The sequence below is a fragment of the Bacillus sp. BS1807G30 genome (genome assembly GCF_040047675.1).
GTDB lineage: Bacteria > Bacillota > Bacilli > Bacillales > Bacillaceae > Bacillus > Bacillus altitudinis.
In genome coordinates this window covers 2,767,255-2,793,775 of sequence record NZ_CP157353.1, presented here as the reverse complement: position 1 = coordinate 2,793,775, position 26,521 = coordinate 2,767,255, and the positions used below count along the sequence as shown (strand labels likewise).

Genomic DNA, 26,521 nt, shown 5'->3' with positions numbered 1-26,521 from the left:
GAGGTGAGCCCTTACCCGTGTTAGGTAAGGGTTTTTTTGTATATTTTAAACGTATTTTTAGTCCTATTACTCATTGCTGCGACAGCATTTTTTGTTGTCACTGAATTTGCGATTGTGAAAATTAGAGGCTCAAAAATCAATCAGCTGATTGAAAGCGGTGATAAGAGAGCCATTCATGTTCAAAAACTGACAACCAACCTTGATGAATATTTATCTGCCTGTCAGCTTGGTATTACCATCACGGCATTAGGCTTAGGGTGGTTAGGGGAGCCAACAGTGGAACATTTCCTGCATCCGCTTTTTGAAAAGGCAGGGCTTCATTCCGCTTTGACAGACATCATATCGTTTATCATTGCCTTTGTGATCATTACGTTTTTGCATGTTGTCGTTGGGGAACTTGCTCCCAAAACGATTGCCATTCAAAAGGCAGAAGCCGTCAGTCTTGTGACGGCAAAACCTCTTATTTTTTTCTATAAAGTCATGTATCCGTTTATTAAAGCATTAAATGGGGCTGCACGAGGCATTGTGAAATTATTTGGTTTTCATTCTGTCAAAGAACATGAAGTGGCGATCAGTGAGGAAGAATTGCGTCTCATCCTGTCTGAAAGCTACGAAAAGGGCGAGATCAACCAATCTGAATACAAATATGTCAATAAAATATTTGAATTTGATAACCGAGTGGCGAGAGAGATCATGATCCCGCGCACAGAAATCTCTGCCATTGAAATTGAACAGAGCTTGGAAGACGTGACACATTATATGCTGAACGAAAGGTATACACGTTATCCTGTCATTAAAGAAGATAAAGATCATGTCATTGGTGTGATCAATAGCAAAGACGTATTTAAAGCAAGTTTTCTCAATCAAGAGGTGTCCATTGAAGACTTAATGCGCCCTGTTATTCGTGTCATTGAAAGTACACCGGTTCAAGAACTGCTGATTTTGATGCAAAAGGAACGGATTCATATGTCGGTGCTTGTAGATGAATACGGCGGAACAGCAGGTCTCGTCACAGTTGAAGACATATTAGAAGAAATTGTGGGGGAGATTCGGGACGAATATGATCAAGATGAAACCCCTCATATTGTGAAAAAAGGTGACTTTCATTATGTGATGGATGGGAAAGCCTTGATCGATGAAGTAAATGATTTATTGGATTTAGCGATTGAAAATGATGATGTTGATACAATTGCAGGGTGGATGATGACGCATAAAATTGATTTTGACATTGGAGATATCATTGAAGCAGAAGGCTGTGAATTTAAAATTGTCGATGCAGAAGATCATCATATTCGAACCATAGAAGTAAAAAAGGTTCACTTTTCCTAAAAACCTCGGAGCTATTGACGAGGTTTTTTTGCTTGGTAAACTTTAGGTAAGAAGATTTGTTTCTGCCAACCGGCAGTGATTGGTTTCACATAAAAAGGGTATGGTTTTATAGACATGATCAAAAGGAGCAGAGAAATGAAAAAAATCAACGTACAAACAGACAAACACGATGACATGATAGACATTACCCATGAAGTTCAGCAATATGTCCGGGAAACTGGGATTCAAAACGGAACGGTTATGGTCTATTGTCCACATACGACGGCTGGAATCACCATTAATGAAAATGCCGACCCAGACGTCAAACGAGATATGCTGCGCCGGCTTGACGAAGTCTTTCCGTGGGAACATCCAAAAGATCGTCATATGGAAGGCAACACAGCAGCACACATGAAAGCTAGTTATGTGGGGGCATCTCAGCACGTTCTTGTCCATCATGGTGATCTTGTGCTTGGAACGTGGCAGGGAATCTATTTTTGTGAGTTTGACGGACCGAGACATCGTCACTTTTATATACAGGTGTCAACTAACGAGTAAGGAGCGGGGAGAAGATGGGAGAATTCACAGCGTTACTTCAAATTGAACATGGCATCATCCAAGCACCAATGGCAGGAGGAGCGGTGACGTCGCAGCTTGTCGCCGCTGTTTCACAATATGGCGGTCTCGGTAGCTTAGCAAGTGGTTATGTACAGCCAGAAAAGATGAGGCAGCAAATCAGACAGGTCAAACAGCTGACATCTCGTCCATTTCAAGTGAATGTGTTTGTCCCTGAACCCATTTCAGAAACGAAAACAGAAGATGTATCATTTTGGACAGACCGGCTGCCTGTCATACAAGAAGCACAGATGATCCCTAGAGAAGAAGAATTATGGAAGGACTATGAACAAAAAATCAAGATTCTTCAAGAAGAAGAAGTCCCAGCTGTGTCGTTTACATTTGCCTGTCCAAACGAACAAACAATTCATCACCTGAAACAAAAGGGGATCTTTCTCATCGGAACAGCTACAACAAAAGAAGAAGCACTACTTTTAGAAGAAAAAGGAATGGATGCCGTTGTCCTGCAGGGAAGTGAAGCAGGAGGGCACCGAGGCACCTTCTTACCTTCAAAGGGAGATGCTCTGCAGGGACTTTTCTGCCTGATCAGTGATGTCAGATCCGTCTGTCATATCCCATTGATCGCCGCTGGAGGGATCACAGACCGGACCACTATGAAAGCAGCACTAGCACTTGGAGCGGATGCGGTTCAAATAGGGACACGATTTTTAGCGAGTCAAGAAAGTGCTGCGGCAGATGTTTACAAAAAGGCGCTGTTACAGGCAGAAGGCAGTGAAACAGCGATGACACGGCTTTTCTCTGGAAAAAAAGCCAGAGGCATTGTCAATCAGTGGATGGAGGAAGAAAGACGAAATGAAGACCGGGTTCTCCCCTATCCCATACAGCATGTATGGACAACACCGATGCGAAAAGCGGCAGCTGCTGCAGGAAACCGAGAACAAATGGCTCTTTGGGCAGGTCAGGGGGTTGGCCGCATTCTCTCGATTTTAACCGTTGAAGAGATCATGCATGAACTCACGCAGAAATAATTTGATAATGGGTGGTGTGACAGGATGGAAATCTTAAAACATTCATATCGGAAAAAAGGACAAATTGAATTTCTATTTGATGATTTTCCGCACTCCCCTGCCGTCCTTACCCCCATTCGTCATTACTATTTCGTTCGTTATGTCAAATGGAATCAGCACGACCCTCCAGTCACAAGAAACGATCTAGAAGAAATGGAAATCCTAGCAAACACAATGCTTGGCACGCTCCATGATTACCGCAAACGCAAGGCATACAAAGGCCCCTTGTCATAACCTATAGACAAGAGGCCCTTTTTAGCTACCAAACATTTGCCTGAGATAAATAACATCCATCCTAGTAGTCTGCGGCAGTAAATAAGCGGACTGAACAGCCCCTGGCCGTCTTCTGGCATTTAATTTATCGATAATCTCTGCAGCTGTTAAGATCCCAAGCCCATGCCCATAATATTGATCTTCCCCTAAGTAAATCACATTTTCTCCGCGCCATTGAGACTGTTGATAGCTAAACTCTGGATTCTCGAAATATAGGCAATCCCCATAAATAAAATCATTTCCGCGCTCTGTATAAATGGATAATGTATCATAGTGCCAGTCATACAGCGTTAAACTTCTAAGTCTTCGATTGAACTTCTCGTCTCCTACCGTTTGCAGGACTCCCATATAAAACACAATGACAATCGCTGTGGCACATTCAAAGGCATATTTTGAGCCATTTTCAAAGATGTCTTTAATCCCCGTAGATGGCTCGACTTGATAGCGCAGTTCTAACGCTCCGGCCTCTGATACACGCCAATAGGCGTCATTCGCACGGGACCTTTGAAAGATAGCAAATGAGGCACCGCTCTTGTTCAAATCTCTTGCCGCATTCATGATATTCGATCGTAAAGTCACCTCAAATAACAAATCAGATGCCTGCCTATAACGGAACGTATCATTTGAGGCTTGTAATTGCATCAAAATGATCCGCTTTTGTCCTTCTAGCTGAAACGATGCCAGCTGCTCATTTGTCACTGGCTGTCCTGAAAGGATAATCATATGAAAAGCGCCCCCTTTTGTATTAGCGTATGCGGGATGCTTGGGCAAGGAATCAATTTGTGAAAATAAACAAAAAGGCATCCTTTTTATTTGAAAAACATGAAAATAATATGAAGCTGTCCGATATAAAACATAACGTTTAAAAGGAGGAAAAACATGAAAAGTATCATAAAATGGTTGAAAAAACCATCGATTTCTAAAAGGCTGATTATTTCATTCACACTTGTTCTCGTCTTGCCTATCATTACACTCAGTACGATTTCATATCAGATTGCCAAAGAAGAATTAGATCATGAAATCATGTACGGAGCCAACGCAAGAGTCAATGAGCTGAATGACATGATCGAGCAAAAGCTCTTGAATAAGGAGAACGCAGTCAAACTGTTTACCGAAACATCCAGTGCTGCAGACTTTAAAAAGAAAAACCAGGACGAACTGTATGAGCATTTTGAGATATACAGTAAAATCAATGAAGATGATGTGGTTGGGTTTTATGCAGCAAGTAAAAATCGTGATTTTATTCAGTTCCCTAAAGTGGACATGCCAAAAGGCTATGATCCAACAACTCGTGATTGGTATAAAGCGGCGATGCAGGACGAAAAAGGTGAACCTGTGGTCACCAATCCATACATCTCTGCCACAACAAACGGCATGGTTGTCACAATCGCTCAGCGTCTGAAGGACGGATCGGGAGCCATTGGGATTGATATTGATGTTCAGGATATCGTCGATAAAATCAAAGATATTAAAATTGGACGAGAAGGATATCCAATTATTGCAAATAAAAACAAACAGATTGTCGCTCATCCAGAAGAAAAATCAGGATCTGCAGTGACTGAAAATATTTCATCAATCCTTTACAGCGGCAAAGAAGGAACATCAACATATGAGAATAAAGGAGAGCAAAAACGCCTCGTTTTTGTGACAAATGATTTAACAGGTTGGAAAATTGCTGGAACGATGTTTGTATCAGAAACAGAAGAAGCAGCACAGCCAGTTTGGAATTCTGCCATTATTCTTTTAATTTCTTCTTTTATCCTTGGCGGTATTGCGATCTTCTTTATCGTTCGCTCCATCACAATTGGACTTAGAAGGCTTGTTGATTTCTCCGAAAAGGTGAGTGAAGGGGATCTAACGGAAACCCTCGAAACCAAATCGAAGGATGAAATAGGAGACCTCACAAGAAGCTTTAGTAAGATGAGTGAATCTTTGCGTGAAGTTATTCGAGCGGTCCAGCAATCTGTCGACAATGTGGCTTCAGCTTCAGAAGAGCTGACTGCTAGTGCCAGCCAAACAAGTCAGGCGACAGAGCATATCACCATGTCTATTGAACAATTCTCAAATGGGAATGAAGCACAAAATGAGAAAGTCGAATCTAGCACGAATCAGCTTGTCGCAATGAATGAAGGATTACAAGGTATGTCACAAACTTCATCAGAAGTGACTGCTGTCTCCATTCAATCGACAGAAGCGGCTGGACAAGGTGGACGTATCGTTGAAAGCACAGCGAATCAAATGAAACATATCGACACATCTGTACAAGAAGCCGAACAAGTCATGAAAGAATTAGAATACAAGTCTAAAGATATTACGAGCATTTTAAATGTCATTAATGGCATCGCAGATCAAACGAATTTACTTGCACTCAATGCAGCCATTGAAGCAGCAAGAGCAGGTGAATCAGGGCGCGGCTTCTCTGTCGTAGCAGAGGAAGTCAGAAAACTAGCGGTCCAATCCGCAGATTCAGCGAAAGAAATTGAAAAGCTGATCCAAGAAATTGTGTTGGAAATTTCCAAATCTCAAGAGATGTTCAAAGCTGTTAACCGAGAAGTAAATGCAGGACTTGGGATGACAGAAGAAGCAAAAGAAAGCTTCCAAAACATCTATGAGGCGGCAGAAGGTATGTCGAAAAAGCTCACTCAATTAAATGATACAGCGGTTGACCTATCAAGCGGATCAAAACTTGTGTCACAAGCTATGCAGGAGATGCGTCAAGTTTCAAGAGAAAGTGCGGCGAACATTCAAGATATTGCGGCATCTGCTGAAGAACAATTGGCATCTATGGAAGAAATTTCGTCCTCTTCTGTCACACTTGCCAATATGGCTGAGGAACTAAAAGAGCTGACAAGTCAATTTAAAATTGATTAAAAAACGATGAAAAAATATCCAGAATTGTCTGGGTATTTTTTTTATTTTTAAACGTCATTTCCAGCCCTCTAAAAATAAACCTTTCATCCGATAATAACTTTAGAGAAGTAAAGGGGGAAAGAGAAAATGGGAAAAATGATCCAATGGTTCAAAAAACCATCCATTTCTAAAAAATTAGTTATTGCCTTTTTGGTAGTCCTCATACTGCCAACCGTCGCACTCACAATCAGTGCATTTTTCACATCAAAAACAGAGTTAGACAAACAGATTATGGGCAGTGCGATGAGTCAGGTCAATGCATTTGATACCTTAATCGATGAGAATATTGGGAACAAGGCAGAGGCTGTGACCCTGTTTACAGATGATCTCAAAGCGGCTAATCTTCAAGAAAAAAATAGAAAAGCTACCATTAAAGAATTGCAGCAATACGGAAAAATTAATGAAAAAGATGTCTCAGCCATTTATGCAGGTTCAGAAAAGGGCTTGTTCATGCAATACCCAGTTCAAAAAATGCCTGATGGCTATGACCCGCGAGAGCGTCCGTGGTATCAAGAGGCCATGAGTGCTGATGGTAAACAAGTCATCACGAAGCCATACGTCGCAGCATCTACAGGTAAAATGGTCATCACCATTGCCCAAAAAACGAAAGATGGCTCAGGTGTGATTGGTCTTGATATGGAAATTGACAGCCTCATTCAAAAGCTAAAAGAAATTAAAATAGGTCAAAAAGGATATGCTTTCATCATGGAGAAGGATAAAACCGTGTTAGCAGATCCAACCCAAAAGGCTGGAAGCAAAGTCAATGAGAATTTGGCGAACATTATTTTTAAAAACAAACAAGGAAACGGCAGCTATACACTCAATGGAACAGATAAAAAGGTGGCGTATGTCACCAATGAACTAACCGGCTGGAAAATCGGCGGCACGATGCTCGTATCAGAAGTAGAGGATGCAGCTAAACCCGTTTTCAATACAGCCATTATTGTGTTCAGTGTGACACTGATCGTAGCAGGAACCCTCATCTTCTTTATTGTCCGCTCTATTTCAAGTAGATTATCCAATCTTGCCCGTTTCTCGAAAAAGGTCAGCGAAGGTGATTTACGTGATAAACTTCAGATTCAATCAGATGATGAAATAGGACAAGTTGGTAAAGGCTTTAATACGATGATTGACTCATTAAGATCCCTCATTGGTGCCGTCCAAACCTCCGTTGAAAATGTCGCTTCTTCATCAGAAGAACTGACCGCAAGCGCAGGACAAACAAGTAAAGCAACAGAGCATATTACATTAGCCATTGAACAATTCTCTACTGGTAACGAAAGCCAGAATGATAAAGTGGAATCAAGCTCAGAAGAGTTAGAAGAAATGAACAGAGGCCTTCAGCACATGAACGAGTCGGCTGAATCGATTACCGCTTCATCCATCAAATCAACAGAGATTGCAGGAGAAGGCGGACAGCTAGTAGAAAAAACCGCTTCTCAAATGAACGTGATTGATCAATCAGTGAAAAAAGCAGAGAATGTCATCAGTGCGCTGGAAAGCAAATCAAAAGATATTACCCAGATTCTTGGTGTCATTAATGGCATCGCAGATCAAACGAATTTACTTGCGCTGAATGCAGCGATTGAGGCAGCAAGAGCTGGCGAATCTGGTCGAGGCTTCTCCGTTGTAGCAGAAGAAGTAAGAAAACTTGCTGTTCAATCTGCCAACTCAGCGAAAGAAATTGAAAACTTAATCAAAGAAATCGTTCAAGATATTGATGTATCACAAGAAGTATTCACAGCAGTAAATCAAGAAGTTCAATCAGGCTTAAGCTTTACTGAACAAACGAAAGTCAGCTTCCACAATATTTTCGACATGACCAAAGAAATCTCAGATCAGCTCCAAACAATGAATCGAACAGTTGTCCAGTTGTCAAAAGGATCTGCACATGTTTCTGAGGCTGTCCGTGAGATTGCAGACGTATCACGTGAAAGCTCCGCCAATATCCAAGACATTGCCGCTTCAGCTGAAGAACAGCTGGCATCAATGGAAGAGATCAGCTCATCCTCTGCCACCCTTTCTTCAATGGCAGAAGAATTACGTGATTTGATTAGCAAATTTAAAGTCGAATAAACAAAATGAAAAGAACCTCCAGCTAGGGGGTTCTTTTTTGAACTGAATATAACGAAAGAAATAGGTAAAAATGCTTATTTTGATGAGTTTTCGAGCATTACACCTTGAAAAATAATCCGTATTACCTAAAAATAGAGGGGGATGATCCCAAATCATAAACCAAAAGGAGTAGAGTCATGAAAAAAATCAACTTTTTTAAGCACTTTACGATGTCAAAGAAATTAATTACTGCATTCTTAGCGATTCTCCTAGTGCCCATTCTTGTGTTGGCCGCATTTTCCTATGAAGTGGCGTCTAAGTCTCTCAATGATGAGATTATGTCTAGCGCTGCAAATGGTGTGAATCAATTAAATGAATTGATCAATAAAGATGTACAGCCTAAAATTGATATTGTTTCATATTTATCTAAATCGGTGAAAAAAAAGGAACTGGCCTCTAAAAATAAGGATTTACTTAAGGTGAAATTAGAGCAACTATCGGAAACAGACGACGATGTCGTAGAAGTATTTGTTGCAGATCAGAATGGTAAACTAACTGAATATTCCGAGATTCATAAAGGCAGTGCCAAAAGCGCAAAAAATGAACCATGGTTTCAACAATCAATGGGAGATGAAAAACTCATCATTTCAGATCCTTTTACAGACAAGTCATCAGATGACCTGCTCATCACAATATCAGAACAGTTAGCAGATGGTTCTGGTGTTATCGGCATAAATGTACGATTGAACACAATTGTGAAAGATACAAACAGCATCAAAATTGGTCAAGAAGGTTATGCGTTTGTCGCTACCTCAGACCAACGTTACATTGCTCATAAAACGGAAAAGGCCGGGACAAAATTGACAGGAGATTTTATTCAGAAGTTGTATAGCAATAAAAAAGGCAGTTTCGAATATGAATTCGACGGACAGCCGAAGCAAATGTTTTATGACACAAATGAAGCGACAGGCTGGAAGCTCGCGGGAACAATGTATGTCAACGAAGTGAAGGAAGCCGCACAGCCAGTGCTTGACTTAACCATGATCATCCTAGCTGCTGCGATTGTCATCGGTGGAATCGCGATTTATTTTATTATTAAATCGATCCGAAAACCACTCATAGAGCTCTCTGAATCGGCTGAGAAAATCAGTCAGGGGGATCTCACCCAGCATATCGAGGTGCGCACACACGATGAAATCGGAAAGCTTGCACAGAGCTTTAACGATATGTCGGCAAAGCTGAAACAAGTCATTCAAGCCGTCCAGAATTCAATTGAAAATGTTGCTGCTTCATCTGAAGAATTAACGGCTAGTGCAGGACAGACAGCCCAAGCGACTGAGCATATTACCTCATCTATTGAACAGTTCTCAAACAGCAATGAACATCAAAATGAGATGATCGAAAAAAGCTCTGTCCAGTTAAACGACATGGATCGAAGCTTATCACATATGGTCAACACGACTTCTCACATGATGGAATCATCTATTGAGTCTAGCAAAACCGCTCAGGCTGGTGGAGAGCTCGTTCAAAAAACAGCAGGTCAAATGCAAACGATTGAACAAGCAGTGAAAGAAGCGGAACTTGTGATTGCAGGGCTAGAACAGAAATCTAAGGACATTACAAGCATTCTTGGAGTTATCAACGGCATTGCAGATCAGACGAACCTCCTTGCTTTAAATGCAGCGATAGAAGCAGCACGTGCAGGTGAGGCAGGAAGAGGCTTCTCTGTGGTCGCAGAAGAAGTTCGCAAGCTTGCAGAGCAATCAGGCAGCTCTTCAAAAGAAATTGAAAGCCTAACGAACGAAATCGTAGATGAAATTGAAAAGTCGCAGAAGATGTTTAGACAAGTAGCAGGTGAGGTTCAATCTGGATTAAACATTACAGATGAAACGAAAGTGAGTTTTGAGAAAATCACCCATAAGACATCAGAAATGACAGAACAAATGAAACAAATGAATGGATCAGCCCAAGAACTTTCTCATGGCTCAAACGATATTTCACAAGCAGTCAATCAAATCAAAGAGCTTTCACGTGAAAGTTCCGCAGGTTTCCAAGATATTGCGGCTTCAGCAGAAGAACAGCTGGCATCAATGGAAGAGATCAGCTCATCTTCCGCCACTTTATCCCAAATGGCAGAAGAACTGAGAGAGCTCATCAAACAATTTAAAATATAAGAGTCATAGTGGAACACCTGACGTTTTGACGTCAGGTGTTTTTCCGTTCTTTGCACATAATTTGGGTATTTTGGACTTATCTAGACTTTAATAAATTAAAAAAGTAAAGAACCTAGTAGTACTTCCGATATATATACTATCTTACTAAAAGGAGTTTTCTTTTTTATGAATTTCATACAGTATTTCAAAAAACCATCTATATCAAAAAAGCTCGTTTTCTCTTTCTTATTTATTCTTTTATGCCCAATTATCGTATTGGCATTCTCTTCATATCATACGGCGAGCACCTCTTTAAATGATCAAATCATGCAAAGTGCAAAGGAAAATGTAGAACAGCTGGACAAAAACATTACGAAGGTTGTGAAAGTAAAAACAGACGCAGCCGATTTCTTTAGCAAATGGATTACGAAGAAAAAGCTGGGGCAAAAAGGAACGACTGATATTCAAGGGCGCTTTGAGCAATTCATGAGCATGAATGATGACACAGAAGGCATCTTTGTTGCTTCAAGTGATGGAAAAGTGTTCTCAAGATATCCAAATCAAAAAATGCCTGCTGATTATGTCGCAACTGAGCGGGATTGGTACAAAGATGGCTGGGCGAAAAACGGTGAGCTGTCTGTTTCCGCTCCATACCCAACCGCATCAACTGGTACACTTGTTGTGACGATTTCTAAAAAACTAGAGGACGGTTCTGGTGTTATTGCCATGAACCTGGACATTGCGAATCTAGTAAAAGAGTCTAATAGTATCAATATTGGTAAAGAAGGTCATGCTTTTATCGGAAGCCCAGATCGAACATACGTGGCACATCCAACGAAAAAAGCAGGAACAAAATTAACAGGTGATTGGGTAGACAAGCTTTATACACAAGACAAAGGTTCAATGAGCTATATGTTTGAAGGAAAAGAAAAGCAAATGGAGTTCACAACAAACAAAGCGACTGGTTGGAAAATTGCCGGTACAATGTTTGTCAGTGAAGTAGAAGAAGCGGCGCAGCCAGTCTTCAACATGGCGGCCATTATATTAGCTGGTGCGCTCATCATTGGCGGTATTCTCATCTTCTTTATCATCCGTTCTATTACAAAACCACTTTCCATGCTTGTCTCCTCTTCTAAGAAGATTAGCGAAGGAGATTTAACAGAGAAAATTGATGTCCGGTCAAAGGATGAGATTGGTCAGCTCGGTACAAGTTTTAATGAAATGAGTGAGTCACTCAGAGATGTGATCCAAGCTGTACAGACATCTGTTGAAAACGTGGCTTCATCGTCGGAAGAACTGACGGCAAGTGCAGGTCAAACGACAAAAGCAACCGAACATATTACATCATCCATTGAAACATTCTCGAACGGAAACGAAAATCAAAGTGAAATGGTGGAACAAAGTGCAGCCCACTTGAAACAAATGAACGAAGGGCTAAATGAAGTTGCACAAACATCTGATGTCATTACAGAATCATCGGTTCAATCAAAAAAAGTCGCAGAAACAGGCGGACAGCTTGTTGAACAGACAGTTGGCCAAATGAAAACGATTGATCATTCAGTGAAAGAAGCTGAAAGTGTGATCAACGGATTAGAGCATAAATCAAAAGATATCACCAACATTTTAGGTGTCATTAACGGTATAGCAGATCAAACGAATTTACTGGCTCTGAATGCAGCCATTGAAGCAGCACGTGCGGGCGAGTCAGGCAGAGGCTTCTCGGTTGTAGCAGAAGAAGTCCGTAAGCTGGCGGTTCAATCATCAGATTCTGCAAAAGAGATTGAAAAACTCGTCAAAGAAATTGTCTCTGAAATTGAAACGTCTCAAAATATGTTCAAATCTGTGAATGAAGAAGTAAAAAATGGTCTATCAATTACAGACCAAACAAAAGAAAGCTTCTCACAAATCAATCAGCAAACGGCAGAAATTGCGACAAGAATCAATGAAATGAATACGACAGTTCGTGAGCTTTCAAAAGGATCTGAGCAAATTTCTAAAGCAGTGAATGAAATTGCAGATGTATCGAGAGAGAGTTCAGCAAGTATTCAAGATATCGCGGCATCAGCAGAAGAACAGCTGGCATCAATGGAAGAGATTAGTTCTTCTTCGACGACGCTTTCCCAAATGGCGGAAGAATTGCGTGACTTAATTAAAAAATTCAAGATCAGTGAATAATAGAAAGTGGTTCTCCTCAAGGGGAACCGCTTTTCTTTTTAAGAGATGATCTCGTACAATAGAGGAAATCCGAAGAAAAGGAGAGAGGTTATGCGTTTATCAAATAAGAAGGTCATTGCGTTAGTCAGTGATGATTTTGAAGATTTAGAGCTATGGTATCCCGTTTTGCGATTAAGAGAAGAGGGGGCAACTGTCCATCTCGTAGGCGAAAAAGCAGATCATGAATATATCGGGAAGTACGGAGTGCCGGCTGTATCAGATGCAGACTTCTATTCCATTCAAGCAGATGATTATGATGCGGTTCTCGTTCCTGGGGGATGGGCGCCCGATAAACTGCGCCGATATCCAGAAGTATTAGACATCGTTCGTACGTTTGATGCAAAGGGCAAACCGATCGGACAAATCTGTCATGCCGGCTGGGTGCTCATTTCAGCTGGTATCCTGAAAGGTAAAAAAGTAACGAGTACACTTGGTATTAAAGATGATATGACGAATGCTGGAGCAGAATGGTTTGATGAAGCCGTTGTGACAGATGGTCATATTGTATCTAGCAGACGCCCGCCGGACCTTCCGCCATATGTGAAAGCATTTGCCGATGTATTAGCGGCAAACTAGATTCACACGAACAAACAAAGGGCTGTAAAACGCCCTTTGTTCATTCAATGCCTCATTACATTTGTCTGTCGGCTGGATAGATAATGCCCATTTGTCTTCTTGCCTCGTCCATGACGGACATGGTTTGAACGGATAAGGCAAATGTATTGATTGGAGACTGCCCCTTTTTTTGCTTGATGCATTGAATGAAGTGATCGATTTCATAATACATAGCCGGTTGATCATCTTTGATAGAAATATCGGTTTGCTGTCCATTCCGATCATGGATGATGATACGAGAAGGGCGATGGAATTGATCAATGACCATCGTGGCATCTTCCCCTTGAATTTCAGCAGATACATGAGATGTTGAGATTTTTGAATGGAAAAGAAGTGCTTGATGTCCTTCATATTGTAAAAGTAATGAACCGCTCCCATCTACTCCAGAAGAAAGTGTATAGCCTCTTGCGGTGATTTGATGTGGCAGCCCGAATAAATAAATGATGGGAAAGACAAGATACACGCCGATGTCCATTAAGGAGCCATTGGATAATTCCGGCTTAAAAGCGTTTGGAATCTCACCGTTTCGGTAGGCATCGTATCTTGAGGAATATTTACAGTAATGAGCGATCACTTGCCGAATGGGGCCTAGTTGATCAAGATGCTGCTTGATTTGAAGAAAATTCGGCAGAAATGTGGTCTTCATCGCTTCCATTAAGCACACCTGATATTTTTTCGCAGCAGCAATCATTTCTTCAGCCTCTTTACGGTGAGAGGCCAATGGTTTTTCACATAATACATGTTTTTGATGCGCCATCATCAGCATCGCTTGCTCTTTGTGAAGGGCGTTTGGACTTGCGATATACACAGCATCAAACGCATCACTTGCCGCCATTTGCTGTAAATTAGTAAAGACGGTATCAATGCCATACTTGCCTGCAAATGCCTGTCCTTTTTCAGCAGACCGAGAATAGACGGCCGTACATGTAAAATCCGCCACTCCTTCACCAGCCTGTAAGAATCGATCTGTAATCCAATTCGTTCCGATGACAGCAAATCGAATCATCACATTCCCTCCTTCTGCTTTTCTCTGATTATACATGCTTTGAAAGCGTTTGTATGAAAGAATCTTCTTTTTATTGAAAAGCGGATGAAACCTTTACCTTAGCTGATGCGTCTTACATAAAGAATATAAATGTACGAAAAGTGGATAGTTTCCTCCTTCATTCGGGTAATACTCAGAAGGAGGGGAGGAGGAAACGAACATGAAGCGCATCCTACATATAGGAAGTACATACGCTTTCGCGCTTTTATTCATAGTAGCCGGTGTTTTTCATGTGATAGAGCCAAGCGGCTTTGCCCGCATGATGTCTGGATGGCCATTTCCCTATGGCATCATTTATGCCACCGCATGCTTGGAATGGCTGCTGGCCGTATTACTGCTTCTTCCAAACGTAAGGATTGTGGCAGCAAAAATGATCGCTGTCTATCTGGTGTTCATTTTCCCTGCGAACCTTTTTGCTGCGAGAGAAGGGATTCCATTTCCAGGGCAAGAGAGCACAGAACAAGCCTTGTTATGGATGAGATTAATCGGACAACCGATATTGATTGGATGGGCCATGTCCATTGCGAAACGTGAAAAAAAGCTGAAACAATGATCACAAAATGATGATCAAGTAGTGTACAATTTACTAATAAAATAGCCCGTGTTTGGAGGAAAGATATGAATTCTATGCAAATGTGGAGCAGTCGATTTAGAAAATTTTTTCTTGATAACAAGTTTGTTCTCTTTTTACTCATTCTGCTATTAATAGGTTTGAATATCCTTGTTTTCATGAAAACATCTTTTATTTTCACACCGCTCATTGTACTCATCAAAACCATTGCCTTACCGATTATTTTAACGGGGGTTGTGTATTATTTATTAAATCCGATTGTGAATTTATTAGAGAAATTTAAGGTCAAACGGATCTTTTCGATCTTGCTTTTATATATTCTCATAATTGGGATTATTACAGTGACCATCGTGTCCATTATTCCTTTTTTACAAGCACAGACGATGAGTCTGTTTCATAATCTGCCAAAATACGTTGATACGGTAGAAGAACAGATTAGACAATTAACTGGAAGTAACTTTATTAGTCAAGTGCAGAAAACGATGAACTTTAACGTCTCTGAATTGGTAAGTAAAGCGTCAAGTCAAGCGACGAAGATTTTGGAAAGCACTTTTACCGGAGTCGGCACTTTCTTAGGGGCGCTTACTGAAATTATCATCTCGATCGTGACGGTTCCGTTCATTCTGTTTTATCTATTAAAAGACGGCAAAAAACTGCCTGACTATTTCTTGAAATTTATTCCGAATAAGCTAAGAGACCATACTCATATCGTGCTTCACGAAATGAACCATCGTCTGAGTTCTTATATACGCGGGCAGATCATTGTCAGCTTCTGTATCGGTATTCTTCTTTTAATTGGCTATATGATTATTGGACTTGACTATGCACTGCTGCTGGCGATTATTGCGGCATGTACAAGTGTAGTGCCATACCTTGGTCCAACCATTGCGATTACACCAGCGATTGTGATTGCGCTTGTGACATCACCAGTGATGCTTTTAAAACTCATCATTGTCTGGACAGTGGTTCAGCTCATTGAAGGGAAATTCATTTCTCCTCAGGTGATGGGGAAAAACCTTCATATCCATCCGATCACGATTATCTTTGTTCTATTAACAGCAGGTAAATTGTTCAGCGTAGTCGGCATCATTGTCGCGATTCCGACGTATGCCGTTCTGAAAGTGATCACGACCCACCTGTTTGATTGGTTCAAAATGCGATCCAATTTGTATAAAGAAGAAAAGGTTTGATGTCATAATCTTTTTTAGAAAAAAATATAGTATCATAAAGACGAGCTTTCGAAAAAGAAAGCTTGTCTTTATGTGGACATAGATGTTTGCCTTCAAAAGATCAGAATTGAAAGGAAAGAAAATCATGAATCTATGGGATTTATTCGTGGCACTGGTTTTAGGAATTGTCGAGGGATTAACAGAGTATGCACCTGTCTCGTCTACAGGGCATATGATCATTGTTGATGATCTTTGGCTAAAATCAAAAGACATCATTACGCCAGAGGCTGCAAACACATTTAAAGTCGTGATTCAGTTAGGTTCTATTTTAGCTGTCATGATCGTGTTCAAAGATCGTATTTTGAACTTATTAGGCTTAAAGAAAAATATCACAGAAGAACAAAAACGCAGCGGACATAAGCTGACCATTGCTCAAATTGCTGTTGGACTCGTCCCAGCCGTCATTTTAGGATTCTTATTTGAAGATTATATTGATAAATATTTGTTTGATGTGAGAACGGTCGCTGTCGGTTTGATTTTAGGGGCTGTGCTGATGCTTGTCGCTGATTGGATCAATAAACGTAAAACAGAAACAAGCTCTGTGGATAATATGACGTACAGACAAGCGCTGTATATCGGGTTATTTCAATGTTTAGCACTATGGCCAGGCTTCTCGCGTTCAGGTTCTACAATAGCAGGTGGTGTTATTCTTGGTCTGAATCACCGAGCGGCGGCTGACTTTACGTTTATTATGGCCATGCCGATTATGGCGGGAGCAAGCCTCTTAACACTTGTTAAAAATGCCGAATATTTAACAACAGACATGCTTCCATTCTTTATTGTGGGCTTTGTGAGTGCGTTTATTGTGGCTCTCTTTGTTGTTCGATTCTTCCTAAAACTGATTAATAAAATCAAACTTGTGCCTTTTGCGATCTACCGAATCATCCTAGGTCTGATTTTATTTATCCTGTTTATGTAATGATGGAAAACTACTCTTTTAAAAGAGTAGTTTTTTTGTTGTTTTGCCCTTTTAAACAGTAAAAACAGCCTCTTAATTGGTAGAAAAAGAAGTTTTTTCTTAAATTAGTGTTTAAGTGACAAAGAAAAGGGTAGTACATAAACATACCAATTAAAGGAGGAGTTAGAAATAATGAGGAAAACAAGTAAATTTTTTGTTAGCTCTGTGATTGCTACGTCAATGGTTGCTGTCCCTTTATCTCTTACGACTTTTGGTCAAAAGGCTGAAGCTGCTACGACAACAGGTGTCGATGGAAGTGTCTCGATTGATCCAGTAGCCATTGCCGATAAAATTGAACAAGCAGTAAAATCATCTCAAAATCGTGATGGATTTGTAAAAAATGCGGCATACAGTGCATTCTATGAAGCAGGTCAAAATTACAACGTAGTTGTTCAAAACTTAAGCCAAGATCATGATTTTAGCGGACTGAACAATGTTGTCTATTATGATAGTGTTGAATATGACGGCATTACGTTTGGTATTTGGGTATTTGAAGATGGTACGTTTGTCAACAATGGTGACGGCGGCTATATTAACTGGACGTTTGTTGGCAGCTTTGACCGCGAAGAAGGAAGCGGTACTGTCGATTTCCATAAAAGATTCTAATCTCAACGTCTAAAGTCTGCCGATTCATCGGCAGACTTTTTTTAAAGCGCACATTCTTCTATTTCAAAACCTAAATCTTCAATGATGTGATGATCGGTTTGAACTTGCTGTCCTTTTGTCGTTAAATAATCGCCTACGAAAATAGAGTTCGCTGCATATAATGCGAGAGGCTGAAGCGTTCGTAAATTAAACTCTCTTCCCCCAGATACTCGAATTTCCTTAGCCGGGTTGATAAATCGCATCAGTGCCAAAACCTTCAACGCTTTGATTGGATGTGTGCGTTCTTGATGTTCAAGAGGCGTTCCTTCAATTGCATGGAGAAAGTTGACGGGAATCGAATCCGCATCAAGGGCTCTAAGCGCAAAAGCCATTTCGACAATTTGCTGATTGGTTTCGCCCATCCCAATAATAACCCCTGAACATGGTGACATCCCTGACTGTTTGACCTTCTCAAGGGTCGATACGCGGTCATCATACGTATGGGTCGTTGTAATTTGAGCATGATGATCTTGATGTGTATTGAGATTATGATTATACCGATGAACACCCGCTTCCTTCAGCCGCTTCGCTTTTTCTTCATTTAATAACCCAAGGCATGCACACACCTTTAAAGGCATCGACTCAGTAATTTCCTTTACTGCTGCGGTGACTTCATCTAATTCACGGTGCGAAGGTGCTCTCCCGCTTGCTACAATACAATAAGTCCCTGCTTTTCTTTTTAACGCCTCACGCGCACCGGCCACAATGGTTTTTTGGTCAAGCATTGTATACCTCTCAACAGGAGCTGTTGAAATCACCGATTGTGAACAATACCCGCAGTTTTCAGGACAATATCCGCTTTTGGCGTTAAAGATCATATTTAACTTCACCTTTTTTTGAAAAAAATGAAATCTCACCTGATAAGCTGCATGCATAATAGGCAGCAACTCTGCGTCGTCTGCTCCAAGAATTTTTAGACCTTCTTCCATCGTAATCGGTTCATGATTGATGGCTTTCTTCACGATCGTTTCCCAAGACAAAGACGTTATTTTTCCCATCATAAGCCCCTCTCAATATGTAAACTTATTTTTATTAAAAGTTAACATAATGGATAGAGATTGGCAAGCACTGGTAAGCGGCTTAATTAAAAAACACAAAAAGGCGATGAACATGTAGTCATCGCCTTTTCATATGAAAAAAATCGCTTAACGAACAGTAATATAGTTAATGACGAGCTCACCTAGTGAATTATAGTAAGACACTGTAACAGAACCGCGTTGTACAGCACGGATCCAAGTGAAATTTGGAGCAGTTTGGTCTAATTGAATGGCATACGTTGCGCCTGAGACAGAAATTTGACTTGCTGGAAGTGAAACAGCGATCGAAGAACCTACAGTAAGTGTGCGGTTCACTGTAATCACTTTATTCATAATAGGAGCTTTTGCTATAACTGGTTCTTTAGGCTGTGCAGCTGCATGAGCACCTTCAGTTTGGAAGAACGTAAGAGCACCTAAAGCAGCTAAAGACAATGTACAAGCTTTCATTAATTTTTTCATCGGTAACACTCCTTTTTTTGGTATATACATATATTAATAATAATAGAATTATATGTCAATCAAAATAAGTGGAAAAATGAGTATTTTTGGTGAAAATTGTCACGTATTATGTAGGGGAAGACGATTTTACCCAAAAAACACATGATTTTTTATTCATATGTCATTCTTTTTTAGGAGGAAAAAGAGACATAAAAAAAGCTGGGTATCTACCCAGCTATGTGATGCTTTATAAAAAGAGATCTTTTATTTGTCGTCTGTCTGTTTTGGCTGACGGCCTTTTTGTTTCTCTTTCTCTCTAATGTAGTTAATAAAGTCGATGGTTTGTCTTCGTGCTTCTTCAGAAAAATCGGAGGCAGCTTTAAACGCAATTTGCAAATCAGGATCATCTGCAAGATCGTCATCAGAGGCGTTTTTGTCTTTACCTGTGAGAAGATAATCTGTTGAGACCCCGTATAACTCGGCGATTTTCACAATCATTTCACCATCTGGCTTTCTCAATCCATATTCCCAGTTGGCATAGGTTGACATCGCCTTTAATCCAAGTTTTTTGGCAACGGTAGACTTACTCCATCCATGTTTCTCTCTTAATTCAGTTAGAATCTTTCCAGTCAAATTATCCATCGGAAACACCTTTTTTCATATTATGTGTAAATTTTATCATGAATTACACGGAAAAGATAAATAAATACACAAAAAGAATAAAAATATGATTGACTTACTCGTTTTGTGTATATTATCATAATGAATATAACTTACACATAATGAGTAAGAGGTGGAAACATGAAACTTGAAAATTTACGAGAAGAACGAATATTACAAGGAAAAACACAAACGTATATGGCGAAAAAACTTGGATATAAGTACACGAGTGGCTATGCAAATATAGAAATGGGCCGAACAAAGCCCAGCTTAGAAATAGCCAAGCATATTGCAGATTTGCTAAATATCGGTGTTCAAGAGCTTTTTTTTGGTCAAAAGTTACACAAAAAGAGTAATAGTCTTGAGGAAGACCGTTCTTAAAAAGGGGAGACAAACAGAATGAATATCGAACATCCGATGGTGACACAAATGAATGATTTCGGCTATCCAAAACGTTACTGGCCATATGAAATGTCCCGAAATGGTTATCGATTAGAGGACGAGAACCGTGAGAAAGGATTTGATGATGATGAGACATCAGATGACATTTGATGCCCGAAAAGAAGCACAGCATTGCCTAGTAAAAGCTGGCGGCTGGATCACTTTTCATCAAAAAGAGCCGATGTTTGCTTTCCCCACGGCAGAAGAAAAACGCACATACATGACCCTCATGGCAGAAAAAGATGTTGATGACAAGAAGAAGGAAAGGATGAATGCGACATGAATCGATTGAAGCAAATCATGACATTCCTGAAATGTTTGCTCAATGCGGGTCAAAACGAACAAGACATTCGGCAGTGGGCGAAGGATGACGGGAGATCGTAGCATGGTCCTTCATTTTATCATTGAAAAAGAACATTTATGCACAAAAGAGACATTGATAAACAGAATTCAAGCAGCCGCAAAAGCGCAATGCTCAAGCAGAATAAAAGGCGCATTATCACTCGACATTCGCTTATTTTACAATATGCCCATTGATCTAGCGAACAGCCAAGACACGCGTACATCTGCTGAAAAAGGCTTGATACGCCCAGTACACATCAGCATTCTTCAACCAAGTTTGCAGTATATACAAGAAGCACTTCATGCCATTGCCGATGACGCCTCTTTACAGATTGTAGAATTAAGAGTTTCACAGTTTTATAGCATGCGTCCTCGAATGGAAATCATCTTAAATACGATGGGTGATGATATGAGATCCTCACCACCAAATAAGGAGCCAAGCATATGAACGAGCCAAAACAACTCATGATTCAAGAAAACCAGACATTTGTCGGTGAAATGGAAAAAGGAAAGATTCAAGTCATTGTGTTAGATGGAAACGTAGGAACGGCTTATATGATGGATGTACCTGAGCATGGAAAAACGATTATTCAAACAGCAAAAGGACATTTTGCAAGAGTCGATCACGAGATTGGTTTTAAAATCAGCTAGCCTGATGAACAAGAATAACTGAATAAGTCCAAGACGGAAAGCCTGCGGACACTGATCAAGACCCTATAAAAAGGGGCTGATTGGTGTCCGTTTTTTATTTTCTTAAAAAAGGGAGAGAGCACAGATGCAAGATTTACTGATCGAATATAAAAGAAGTTTAAAAGATGCCAGAAAACGATATGAACAATTGAAAGACAAAGAAGAGAAACAGATGTCAGATCAGGACAAACATGATCAAAAAATGATCGCCAGTATGGTCAGCGATCTAGAATACGTGGTGGAATGGCTTCAAATCGGTAGAGAGCCAGGCGCACGCAGAGGATTAGACAGAAGATCTGTGTATCAGCGCACCATTCTTGCCAATCCAGAAGTATTAGAGGCTTTATCACATGAATACACCCTCATTCAAGAGAAAGAAAGAGAGGTAAGTGAGCGAGACAAAAGGCGAATCGATGAAGCTTTGTCTGTTTTAACAGATCGAGAGAAAGACGTATTTTTTATGCACACAACGCAGGGTCTGTCATTTAGCGAGATTGCGATTATGCTAGATGTAAAAAAAGGAACAGTCCAAAAACATATGGAAAGAGCTCGGACCAAAATGTCCAAAAAAGTACAAGAACGCCTATTTAAAGCTGCTGAATAGGTGTTTTTTCTTTCATCACTCAATCTTCAAAAGCTTGTCTTACAGTTGCCACCTATAGTTAGAAAGACCAAACGAATGTTTGCTAGCCCGGCACAAATGATTCCTCTTCAGGGAATCATTCGAACTAAAAGGAGGCGGCAGGTGAATGTAAATGAAAGATAAACGGATAGAGGCTAAGCAGGATTATATGAAAGGGATGACGTACCAGCAGCTAGCGGATCATTACAACGTCTCCATCCATACCGTCAAATCATGGAAAAGACGATACGGCTGGCAAAGACAAAAAACACCGTCAAAGCAGGCGCACTCGATTTTTCATCAATTTCTTTCAGATGAAACGATTGAAATCATGGAAAAAATGGATGGGCGCACATCTCTTGATATCATCTGGGATCAAATTCAAATTCAATACGCAGCCATTATTCGAGCGCAGCGCATCATGCATGTAGCAGATCAAGATGACATGATCAAAGAACTGAAAAAGGCGACGTACTTGCCTTCTTCATTAGAGGAAGAAACAGGTGAAGGCATTCATCCAGAGCCAGAGATCACGGCAGAGGAATTTTCGTTTCAATTTTCATGGGATCGGCATGCCACTTTTTTAAATGCCCAATCTCGTGCAATGGGAGAGCTAAGACGGCTGATTAAACAGTTTGAAGAGCTCGCTCATGCGAAAGATGAACGAAGATTAAGGCTGAAGCAAATTGAGCTGACAATCGAAAAAACAAAAAAAGCAGTTCGTGAGGAAAAAGAAGAAGATCTTCATATCATGATCAAAAGAAAAGAGGACGATTCATGACGCCGTTGATTGAAAAAGAAGTCAATCCTCACTTTGAACACTTTTTGTTCGATTGGAATCAAAAGTTTCAGTTTTTAGTAGGCGGCTATGGCTCATCCAAAAGCTATCACATTGCTTTAAAGCTGATCTTAAAGCTGCTTGAGGAAAAACGGACAGCACTTGTCATTCGAGAAGTGTATGATACGCACCGGGAGTCGACCTATTCTCTTTTACAAGAAATCGTCAGCGATCTTGGCATCGATCATCTAGTAAAGTGCCGCAGTTCACCGCTTGCTCTCACTTTTCGCAATGGGAGCAGCATTTTATTTAAAGGACTGGACAAGCCTGAGAAATTGAAGTCGATCAACAATATCTCAATTATTTGGATTGAGGAGTGTTCCGAGGTTTCTTATGAAGGGTTTAAAGAACTGCTTGGAAGGCTGAGACATCCGGTTTTACCTCTTTATATGATGTTATCGACGAATCCCGTTGGTCAGGATAATTGGACGTACAGACATTTCTTTCGAGATGAGCAGCTGAAACGTTTTGTCCTTGATGACGAAACCTTATACAAACAGCGAACCATCGTGATAAAAGATACGTACTATCACCACTCAACAGCAGAAGACAATCTATTTCTTCCTAAAAGCTATGTCAAGCAGCTGGATGAGCTGAAAGAATACGATCCAGATCTTTATCGAATTGCAAGGAAAGGATACTTCGGTATCAATGGCACAAAAGTGTTTCCACAATTTGAGGTCAGACAGCATGCTGACGTATTAGAAGCGATCGGGCAGATTGAAAGACCGCTGAAACGAGCGGGGATGGATTTTGGATTTGTCGAATCCTACAATGCGCTCATTCGGTTAGCTGTCGATCATGAAAAAAAGTACTTATATATTTATTGGGAATATTACGACCGCGGGAAAACGGATGATGAAACAGCTGTTGATCTGAAAGAATTTGTTGAATCAAAGGAACTCATTAAGGCAGACGCAGCAGAACCTAAAACGATTCACTATTTTCGGCAGCGCGGATTTCAAATGGTCGCTGCACATAAGTTCCAAGGCTCACGTTTGCAATATACAAAGAAAATCAAACGATTTAAGAAAATCATTTGTTCTGATGCTTGCCCTTATACCATCTATGAACTTCAATCACTAACCTATAAGGCAGATAAGAACGGCCGCTTAGAGGAAGATGAATTTCAAATCGATCCACACACATTATCCGCCATTTGGTATGCGCTAGATGATTATGAGGTGACCGATTTGAAACAGACTGCTTCAGAGCGTGTCCGTCCAAACCGAGAGAGGAGGTCCATACAATGAAACAATTAAAAGCAACGATTATGAAGGCCAACATGTCTGATCATACAAAACAAATGTATGAGGATGAATTTTCATACGAAAAAGATGACATTGTCCCCCCGCCCTACCATATCAACGAATTAAAAAGCATGGCAGAATACTCAACGATTCTTCAGCAATGTATAGATGCGTATCGAACAAACATTTTAGGTTTTGGATTTGGGGTGGAATACGCCTTTGATTTTAATGCGGAAGATGTGAAACCGGTCAAAAAGAAGACAGCCGAGAAGGAATGGACAAGACTCGAAGAGTTTACGAAATACATGAACTATGATGAGTCTGCTGACGTGATTCTTGGTTATGTCCTAGAAGACCGGGAGAAAACAGGAAATGGCTTTTTAGAGGTGCTGCGGGATGGACAAGGAAAGCCGGCAGGAATCGAGTATTTGGATGCACTCCATATCCGCATTTGCAAGCTAAGTGAGCCAGTCGACGTCGAATTCCGCTACACAGAAAACGGCGAATTAAAGACGATGAATCGCAAGAAACGATTCCGAAAATATGTGCAGGTCATCAATGAGAAGAAAGTCTTTTTCAAGGAGTATGGTGATCCGCGCATATTAAATTGTGAAACAGGCAAGTACGATGATGCTACACCAGAACCACTTCAAGCAACAGAAGTCATTCATTTTAAAATTGGCAGTGGGACGTATGGGATTCCCCGCTGGATTGGCAACATCGTCAATATGTATGGCGCACGAAAAGCAGAAGAGCTGAATTATCTTTATTTTAAGCAAGGAAGGCATGTACCTGGTGCCATCATTGTTGAAAACGGCATGCTGTCAGAGACTTCTTATCAGCAGCTACAAGATTATATGGATGATATTGAAGGCTCTGACCATGCGCATAAGTTTTTATTGCTTGAAGTAGAAGGGCTTCCGACAGAAAAAGGATTAACAGGTGAAGAAGATGTATCAAATGTCAAAGTGAACTTTAAATCCTTGGCGGAAATCCTACAAGAGGATGCGCTCTTTTTAGAATATGATGAAAAGACGAGAAACAAAATCCGCTCCGCTTTTCGTCTGCCGCCTATTTACACAGGAGAGTCACAAGATTATAACAAGGCTACAGCAGATACCGCGCGAAAAACAACGGAGGAGCAAGTATTTCAGCCAGAGCGGCATCTTATTACAGGGAAACTCAATACTCTTTTTCTCCCGGATTTAGATATATGGCATGTCCGCTTTCTATTAAATGGCCCTGACTTTAGAGATCCATTAGAGATAGCGAAGGTTCTGACACCATTTATTCAGGCTGGGGCAGTATCGCCAAATGATTTACGAGATCTTGCGGGGCGTATTCTTGGCAAGACGTTAGAGGAATGGCCGGAAGAATTCTACCACCGACCTTTAGAAAGCCGCATAAAAACAGCTGATGGGCTGTCTCCATCTGAGCCAAACCGGCTAGAGAAATAGAAGGACGTGAGCTTTTTTTGAAAGGGGGTGAACATATGCCAAGGGAATTAAAAAACGCAAAAATTACGCATGTTTCCTATGTAGACAGGGCCGCCAACCAAAAGAAATTTTTCTTGATGAAAGCAAAGAAAAAGCAGCCTGACTTTCAAAAAGAAGTCAGTGTCCTGACGAAGGCAGAGGACGCGCATCGCCTCGTATATGGCGTCGTGTATGAACCGAATACACCTGATGCACATCAAGACTTTATGTCAGCCAAAGAAATTGAAAGAGCAGCACACGGTTTTATGAAAGATGCCCGTCACATTGATAAACAGCATGATTTTCAAGACGGTGTTGGCGAAGTCGTCGAATCATACATTGCCCCAGCGGATTTTGAAGTAGGCGGGGAGCTGATTCAAAAAGGATCTTGGGTACTTGTGACAAAGGCATCACAAGATATTTGGGACCAAATTCAGCAAGGCCATATTACAGGCTACTCAATGGCTGGAACAGCAGACATCATCGCAATAGAGGAACACGATCAGCTCCTATCTCAAGAAACGAACGAGAGAGGGCTTTTTTCTTTGCTGAAAAATTTCTTTTTGAAAGAGGAAGGTGCAAATATGCCACAACAATTTTGGAGCGTTTTAGATCATCTGCTGGAAACGTTGCAGTCAAGTGATGGTGATGAATCTAGCGTAAGAGCGGCACTTGAACAATTGATGCCAATTGTGCAGGATGTGTTGAAAACAAATGATGTCCTCCAAACGATTGGCGAAAGACCAGCATCCGTTCAAAAGCAAGATGCCGGATTAACGACTGATCAAGTACGCGAACTAGAAAAAGCAAAAATGGCCATCGACAACGTTTTACAACAAGCGGATAAACAAGGGACAGATCAAACAGGTGAAGAAGAACCTGTACAAAAAGTGCTGGAGCAAGTGGTTGCGCCAATTCGCCATCAGCTCTCTTCCTTAGAGAAATCAGCAGGCAGAGAAAAAGCAGCGATTCAGGATGTGCTTCAGCAGCAGCTACTGCCTATTTCAGAGCGGATACACATGCTTGAAAAAGCGCGGGGCATTTCTAAACAAACAAATCACGATACACAAAATGATATGACAAAGCCCATATGGGATGGCTTACTATAA

28 protein-coding genes are annotated in these 26,521 nt (G+C 40.7%); 23 read left to right on the top strand and 5 right to left on the bottom strand.

Features of this window, described 5'->3' with window-relative positions:
• Window positions 1-36 precede the first annotated feature (36 nt).
• The 4 genes from ABG082_RS14495 (at window position 37) to ABG082_RS14480 (ending at window position 3,185) form a co-directional block, all read left to right on the top strand.
• A complete protein-coding gene (locus tag ABG082_RS14495; protein WP_007500537.1) occupies window positions 37-1,329 on the top strand; it encodes a hemolysin family protein in 1,293 nt (430 codons plus the stop codon).
• 135 nt (window positions 1,330-1,464) lie between these two features.
• Window positions 1,465-1,866 carry a secondary thiamine-phosphate synthase enzyme YjbQ gene (locus ABG082_RS14490; RefSeq protein ID WP_008345770.1) on the top strand — a complete coding sequence of 134 codons (402 nt, stop codon included), beginning with the start codon at window positions 1,465-1,467 and terminating at the stop codon, window positions 1,864-1,866.
• A 14-nt stretch (window positions 1,867-1,880) separates the two neighbouring features.
• Complete coding sequence (locus ABG082_RS14485) at window positions 1,881-2,912, top strand: nitronate monooxygenase (protein ID WP_017358965.1); 1,032 nt, start codon at window positions 1,881-1,883, stop codon at window positions 2,910-2,912.
• Window positions 2,913-2,936: 24 nt separating this feature from the next.
• A complete protein-coding gene (locus tag ABG082_RS14480) occupies window positions 2,937-3,185 on the top strand; it encodes a hypothetical protein (RefSeq protein WP_017358966.1) in 249 nt (82 codons plus the stop codon).
• 21 nt (window positions 3,186-3,206) lie between these two features.
• On the opposite strand, the gene ABG082_RS14475 is transcribed toward ABG082_RS14480, so the two are convergent.
• A complete protein-coding gene (locus ABG082_RS14475; RefSeq protein ID WP_008345763.1) occupies window positions 3,207-3,947 on the bottom strand; it encodes a protein-glutamine gamma-glutamyltransferase in 741 nt (246 codons plus the stop codon).
• Window positions 3,948-4,103: 156 nt separating this feature from the next.
• Between ABG082_RS14475 and ABG082_RS14470 the strand changes: the two genes are divergently transcribed.
• The 5 genes from ABG082_RS14470 (at window position 4,104) to ABG082_RS14450 (ending at window position 13,132) form a co-directional block, all read left to right on the top strand.
• The gene (locus tag ABG082_RS14470) at window positions 4,104-6,095 is read left to right on the top strand and encodes a methyl-accepting chemotaxis protein (protein WP_008345759.1); all 1,992 of its coding nucleotides are present in this window, start codon (window positions 4,104-4,106) and stop codon (window positions 6,093-6,095) included.
• 126 nt (window positions 6,096-6,221) lie between these two features.
• Window positions 6,222-8,210: a methyl-accepting chemotaxis protein gene (locus ABG082_RS14465; protein ID WP_348936205.1), complete on the top strand. Its 1,989-nt coding sequence runs from the start codon at window positions 6,222-6,224 to the stop codon at window positions 8,208-8,210.
• A 176-nt stretch (window positions 8,211-8,386) separates the two neighbouring features.
• Entirely contained in the window at window positions 8,387-10,363 is a 1,977-nt protein-coding gene (locus ABG082_RS14460) for a methyl-accepting chemotaxis protein (protein ID WP_060781348.1), read from the top strand.
• A gap of 165 nt (window positions 10,364-10,528) precedes the next feature.
• On the top strand, window positions 10,529-12,517 hold the full coding sequence (locus ABG082_RS14455; protein WP_017367940.1) for a methyl-accepting chemotaxis protein: 1,989 nt from the start codon (window positions 10,529-10,531) through the stop codon (window positions 12,515-12,517).
• Between the two features lie 90 nt (window positions 12,518-12,607).
• A complete protein-coding gene (locus ABG082_RS14450; RefSeq protein ID WP_348936204.1) occupies window positions 12,608-13,132 on the top strand; it encodes a type 1 glutamine amidotransferase domain-containing protein in 525 nt (174 codons plus the stop codon).
• 55 nt (window positions 13,133-13,187) lie between these two features.
• Here the strand turns inward: ABG082_RS14450 and ABG082_RS14445 are convergent, their stop codons facing one another.
• Window positions 13,188-14,177, bottom strand: coding sequence for a Gfo/Idh/MocA family oxidoreductase (locus ABG082_RS14445; protein ID WP_243824461.1), 990 nt, complete (start codon window positions 14,175-14,177; stop codon window positions 13,188-13,190).
• Between the two features lie 199 nt (window positions 14,178-14,376).
• On the opposite strand from ABG082_RS14445, the gene ABG082_RS14440 reads away from it, so the two are divergent.
• The 4 genes from ABG082_RS14440 (at window position 14,377) to ABG082_RS14425 (ending at window position 17,580) form a co-directional block, all read left to right on the top strand.
• A complete protein-coding gene (locus tag ABG082_RS14440) occupies window positions 14,377-14,769 on the top strand; it encodes a MauE/DoxX family redox-associated membrane protein (protein ID WP_348936203.1) in 393 nt (130 codons plus the stop codon).
• Window positions 14,770-14,834: 65 nt separating this feature from the next.
• A complete protein-coding gene (locus tag ABG082_RS14435) occupies window positions 14,835-15,977 on the top strand; it encodes an AI-2E family transporter (protein ID WP_116306123.1) in 1,143 nt (380 codons plus the stop codon).
• 124 nt (window positions 15,978-16,101) lie between these two features.
• A complete protein-coding gene (locus tag ABG082_RS14430) occupies window positions 16,102-16,935 on the top strand; it encodes an undecaprenyl-diphosphate phosphatase (RefSeq protein ID WP_024719699.1) in 834 nt (277 codons plus the stop codon).
• Between the two features lie 171 nt (window positions 16,936-17,106).
• The gene (locus tag ABG082_RS14425; RefSeq protein WP_008344156.1) at window positions 17,107-17,580 is read left to right on the top strand and encodes a hypothetical protein; all 474 of its coding nucleotides are present in this window, start codon (window positions 17,107-17,109) and stop codon (window positions 17,578-17,580) included.
• 41 nt (window positions 17,581-17,621) lie between these two features.
• On the opposite strand, the gene bioB is transcribed toward ABG082_RS14425, so the two are convergent.
• The 3 genes from bioB to ABG082_RS14410 form a co-directional block, all read right to left on the bottom strand.
• Window positions 17,622-18,617 (bottom strand): biotin synthase BioB, encoded by a 996-nt coding sequence (bioB, locus tag ABG082_RS14420; RefSeq protein ID WP_348936202.1) that lies wholly within the window; start codon window positions 18,615-18,617, stop codon window positions 17,622-17,624.
• A gap of 147 nt (window positions 18,618-18,764) precedes the next feature.
• Window positions 18,765-19,115: a hypothetical protein gene (locus tag ABG082_RS14415; protein ID WP_003213146.1), complete on the bottom strand. Its 351-nt coding sequence runs from the start codon at window positions 19,113-19,115 to the stop codon at window positions 18,765-18,767.
• A gap of 243 nt (window positions 19,116-19,358) precedes the next feature.
• Window positions 19,359-19,736: a helix-turn-helix transcriptional regulator gene (locus tag ABG082_RS14410; protein ID WP_007500560.1), complete on the bottom strand. Its 378-nt coding sequence runs from the start codon at window positions 19,734-19,736 to the stop codon at window positions 19,359-19,361.
• Window positions 19,737-19,895: 159 nt separating this feature from the next.
• Between ABG082_RS14410 and ABG082_RS14405 the strand changes: the two genes are divergently transcribed.
• From ABG082_RS14405 to ABG082_RS14360, 10 genes are all read left to right on the top strand, one after another.
• Window positions 19,896-20,135 carry a helix-turn-helix transcriptional regulator gene (locus ABG082_RS14405; protein ID WP_017358976.1) on the top strand — a complete coding sequence of 80 codons (240 nt, stop codon included), beginning with the start codon at window positions 19,896-19,898 and terminating at the stop codon, window positions 20,133-20,135.
• Between the two features lie 18 nt (window positions 20,136-20,153).
• Window positions 20,154-20,306, top strand: coding sequence for a hypothetical protein (locus ABG082_RS14400; protein WP_008344135.1), 153 nt, complete (start codon window positions 20,154-20,156; stop codon window positions 20,304-20,306).
• Entirely contained in the window at window positions 20,284-20,478 is a 195-nt protein-coding gene (locus tag ABG082_RS14395) for a hypothetical protein (RefSeq protein ID WP_224564031.1), read from the top strand. Before ABG082_RS14400 ends, ABG082_RS14395 begins: the two co-directional genes overlap by 23 nt.
• Window positions 20,479-20,580: 102 nt before the next feature.
• Window positions 20,581-20,985 (top strand): holliday junction resolvase, encoded by a 405-nt coding sequence (locus tag ABG082_RS14390; protein WP_348936201.1) that lies wholly within the window; start codon window positions 20,581-20,583, stop codon window positions 20,983-20,985.
• Complete coding sequence (locus tag ABG082_RS14385) at window positions 20,982-21,188, top strand: XtrA/YqaO family protein (RefSeq protein WP_008344129.1); 207 nt, start codon at window positions 20,982-20,984, stop codon at window positions 21,186-21,188. Before ABG082_RS14390 ends, ABG082_RS14385 begins: the two co-directional genes overlap by 4 nt.
• 124 nt (window positions 21,189-21,312) lie before the next feature.
• Window positions 21,313-21,831: a sigma-70 family RNA polymerase sigma factor gene (locus tag ABG082_RS14380; protein WP_007500562.1), complete on the top strand. Its 519-nt coding sequence runs from the start codon at window positions 21,313-21,315 to the stop codon at window positions 21,829-21,831.
• Window positions 21,832-21,982: 151 nt separating this feature from the next.
• Window positions 21,983-22,630: a phage terminase small subunit gene (gene terS, locus ABG082_RS14375; RefSeq protein WP_008344125.1), complete on the top strand. Its 648-nt coding sequence runs from the start codon at window positions 21,983-21,985 to the stop codon at window positions 22,628-22,630.
• Window positions 22,631-22,638: 8 nt separating this feature from the next.
• On the top strand, window positions 22,639-23,940 hold the full coding sequence (locus ABG082_RS14370) for a PBSX family phage terminase large subunit (RefSeq protein ID WP_160758062.1): 1,302 nt from the start codon (window positions 22,639-22,641) through the stop codon (window positions 23,938-23,940).
• The gene (locus tag ABG082_RS14365; RefSeq protein WP_035389215.1) at window positions 23,937-25,394 is read left to right on the top strand and encodes a phage portal protein; all 1,458 of its coding nucleotides are present in this window, start codon (window positions 23,937-23,939) and stop codon (window positions 25,392-25,394) included. Before ABG082_RS14370 ends, ABG082_RS14365 begins: the two co-directional genes overlap by 4 nt.
• A gap of 35 nt (window positions 25,395-25,429) precedes the next feature.
• Window positions 25,430-26,521 carry an XkdF-like putative serine protease domain-containing protein gene (locus tag ABG082_RS14360; RefSeq protein ID WP_342498604.1) on the top strand — a complete coding sequence of 364 codons (1,092 nt, stop codon included), beginning with the start codon at window positions 25,430-25,432 and terminating at the stop codon, window positions 26,519-26,521.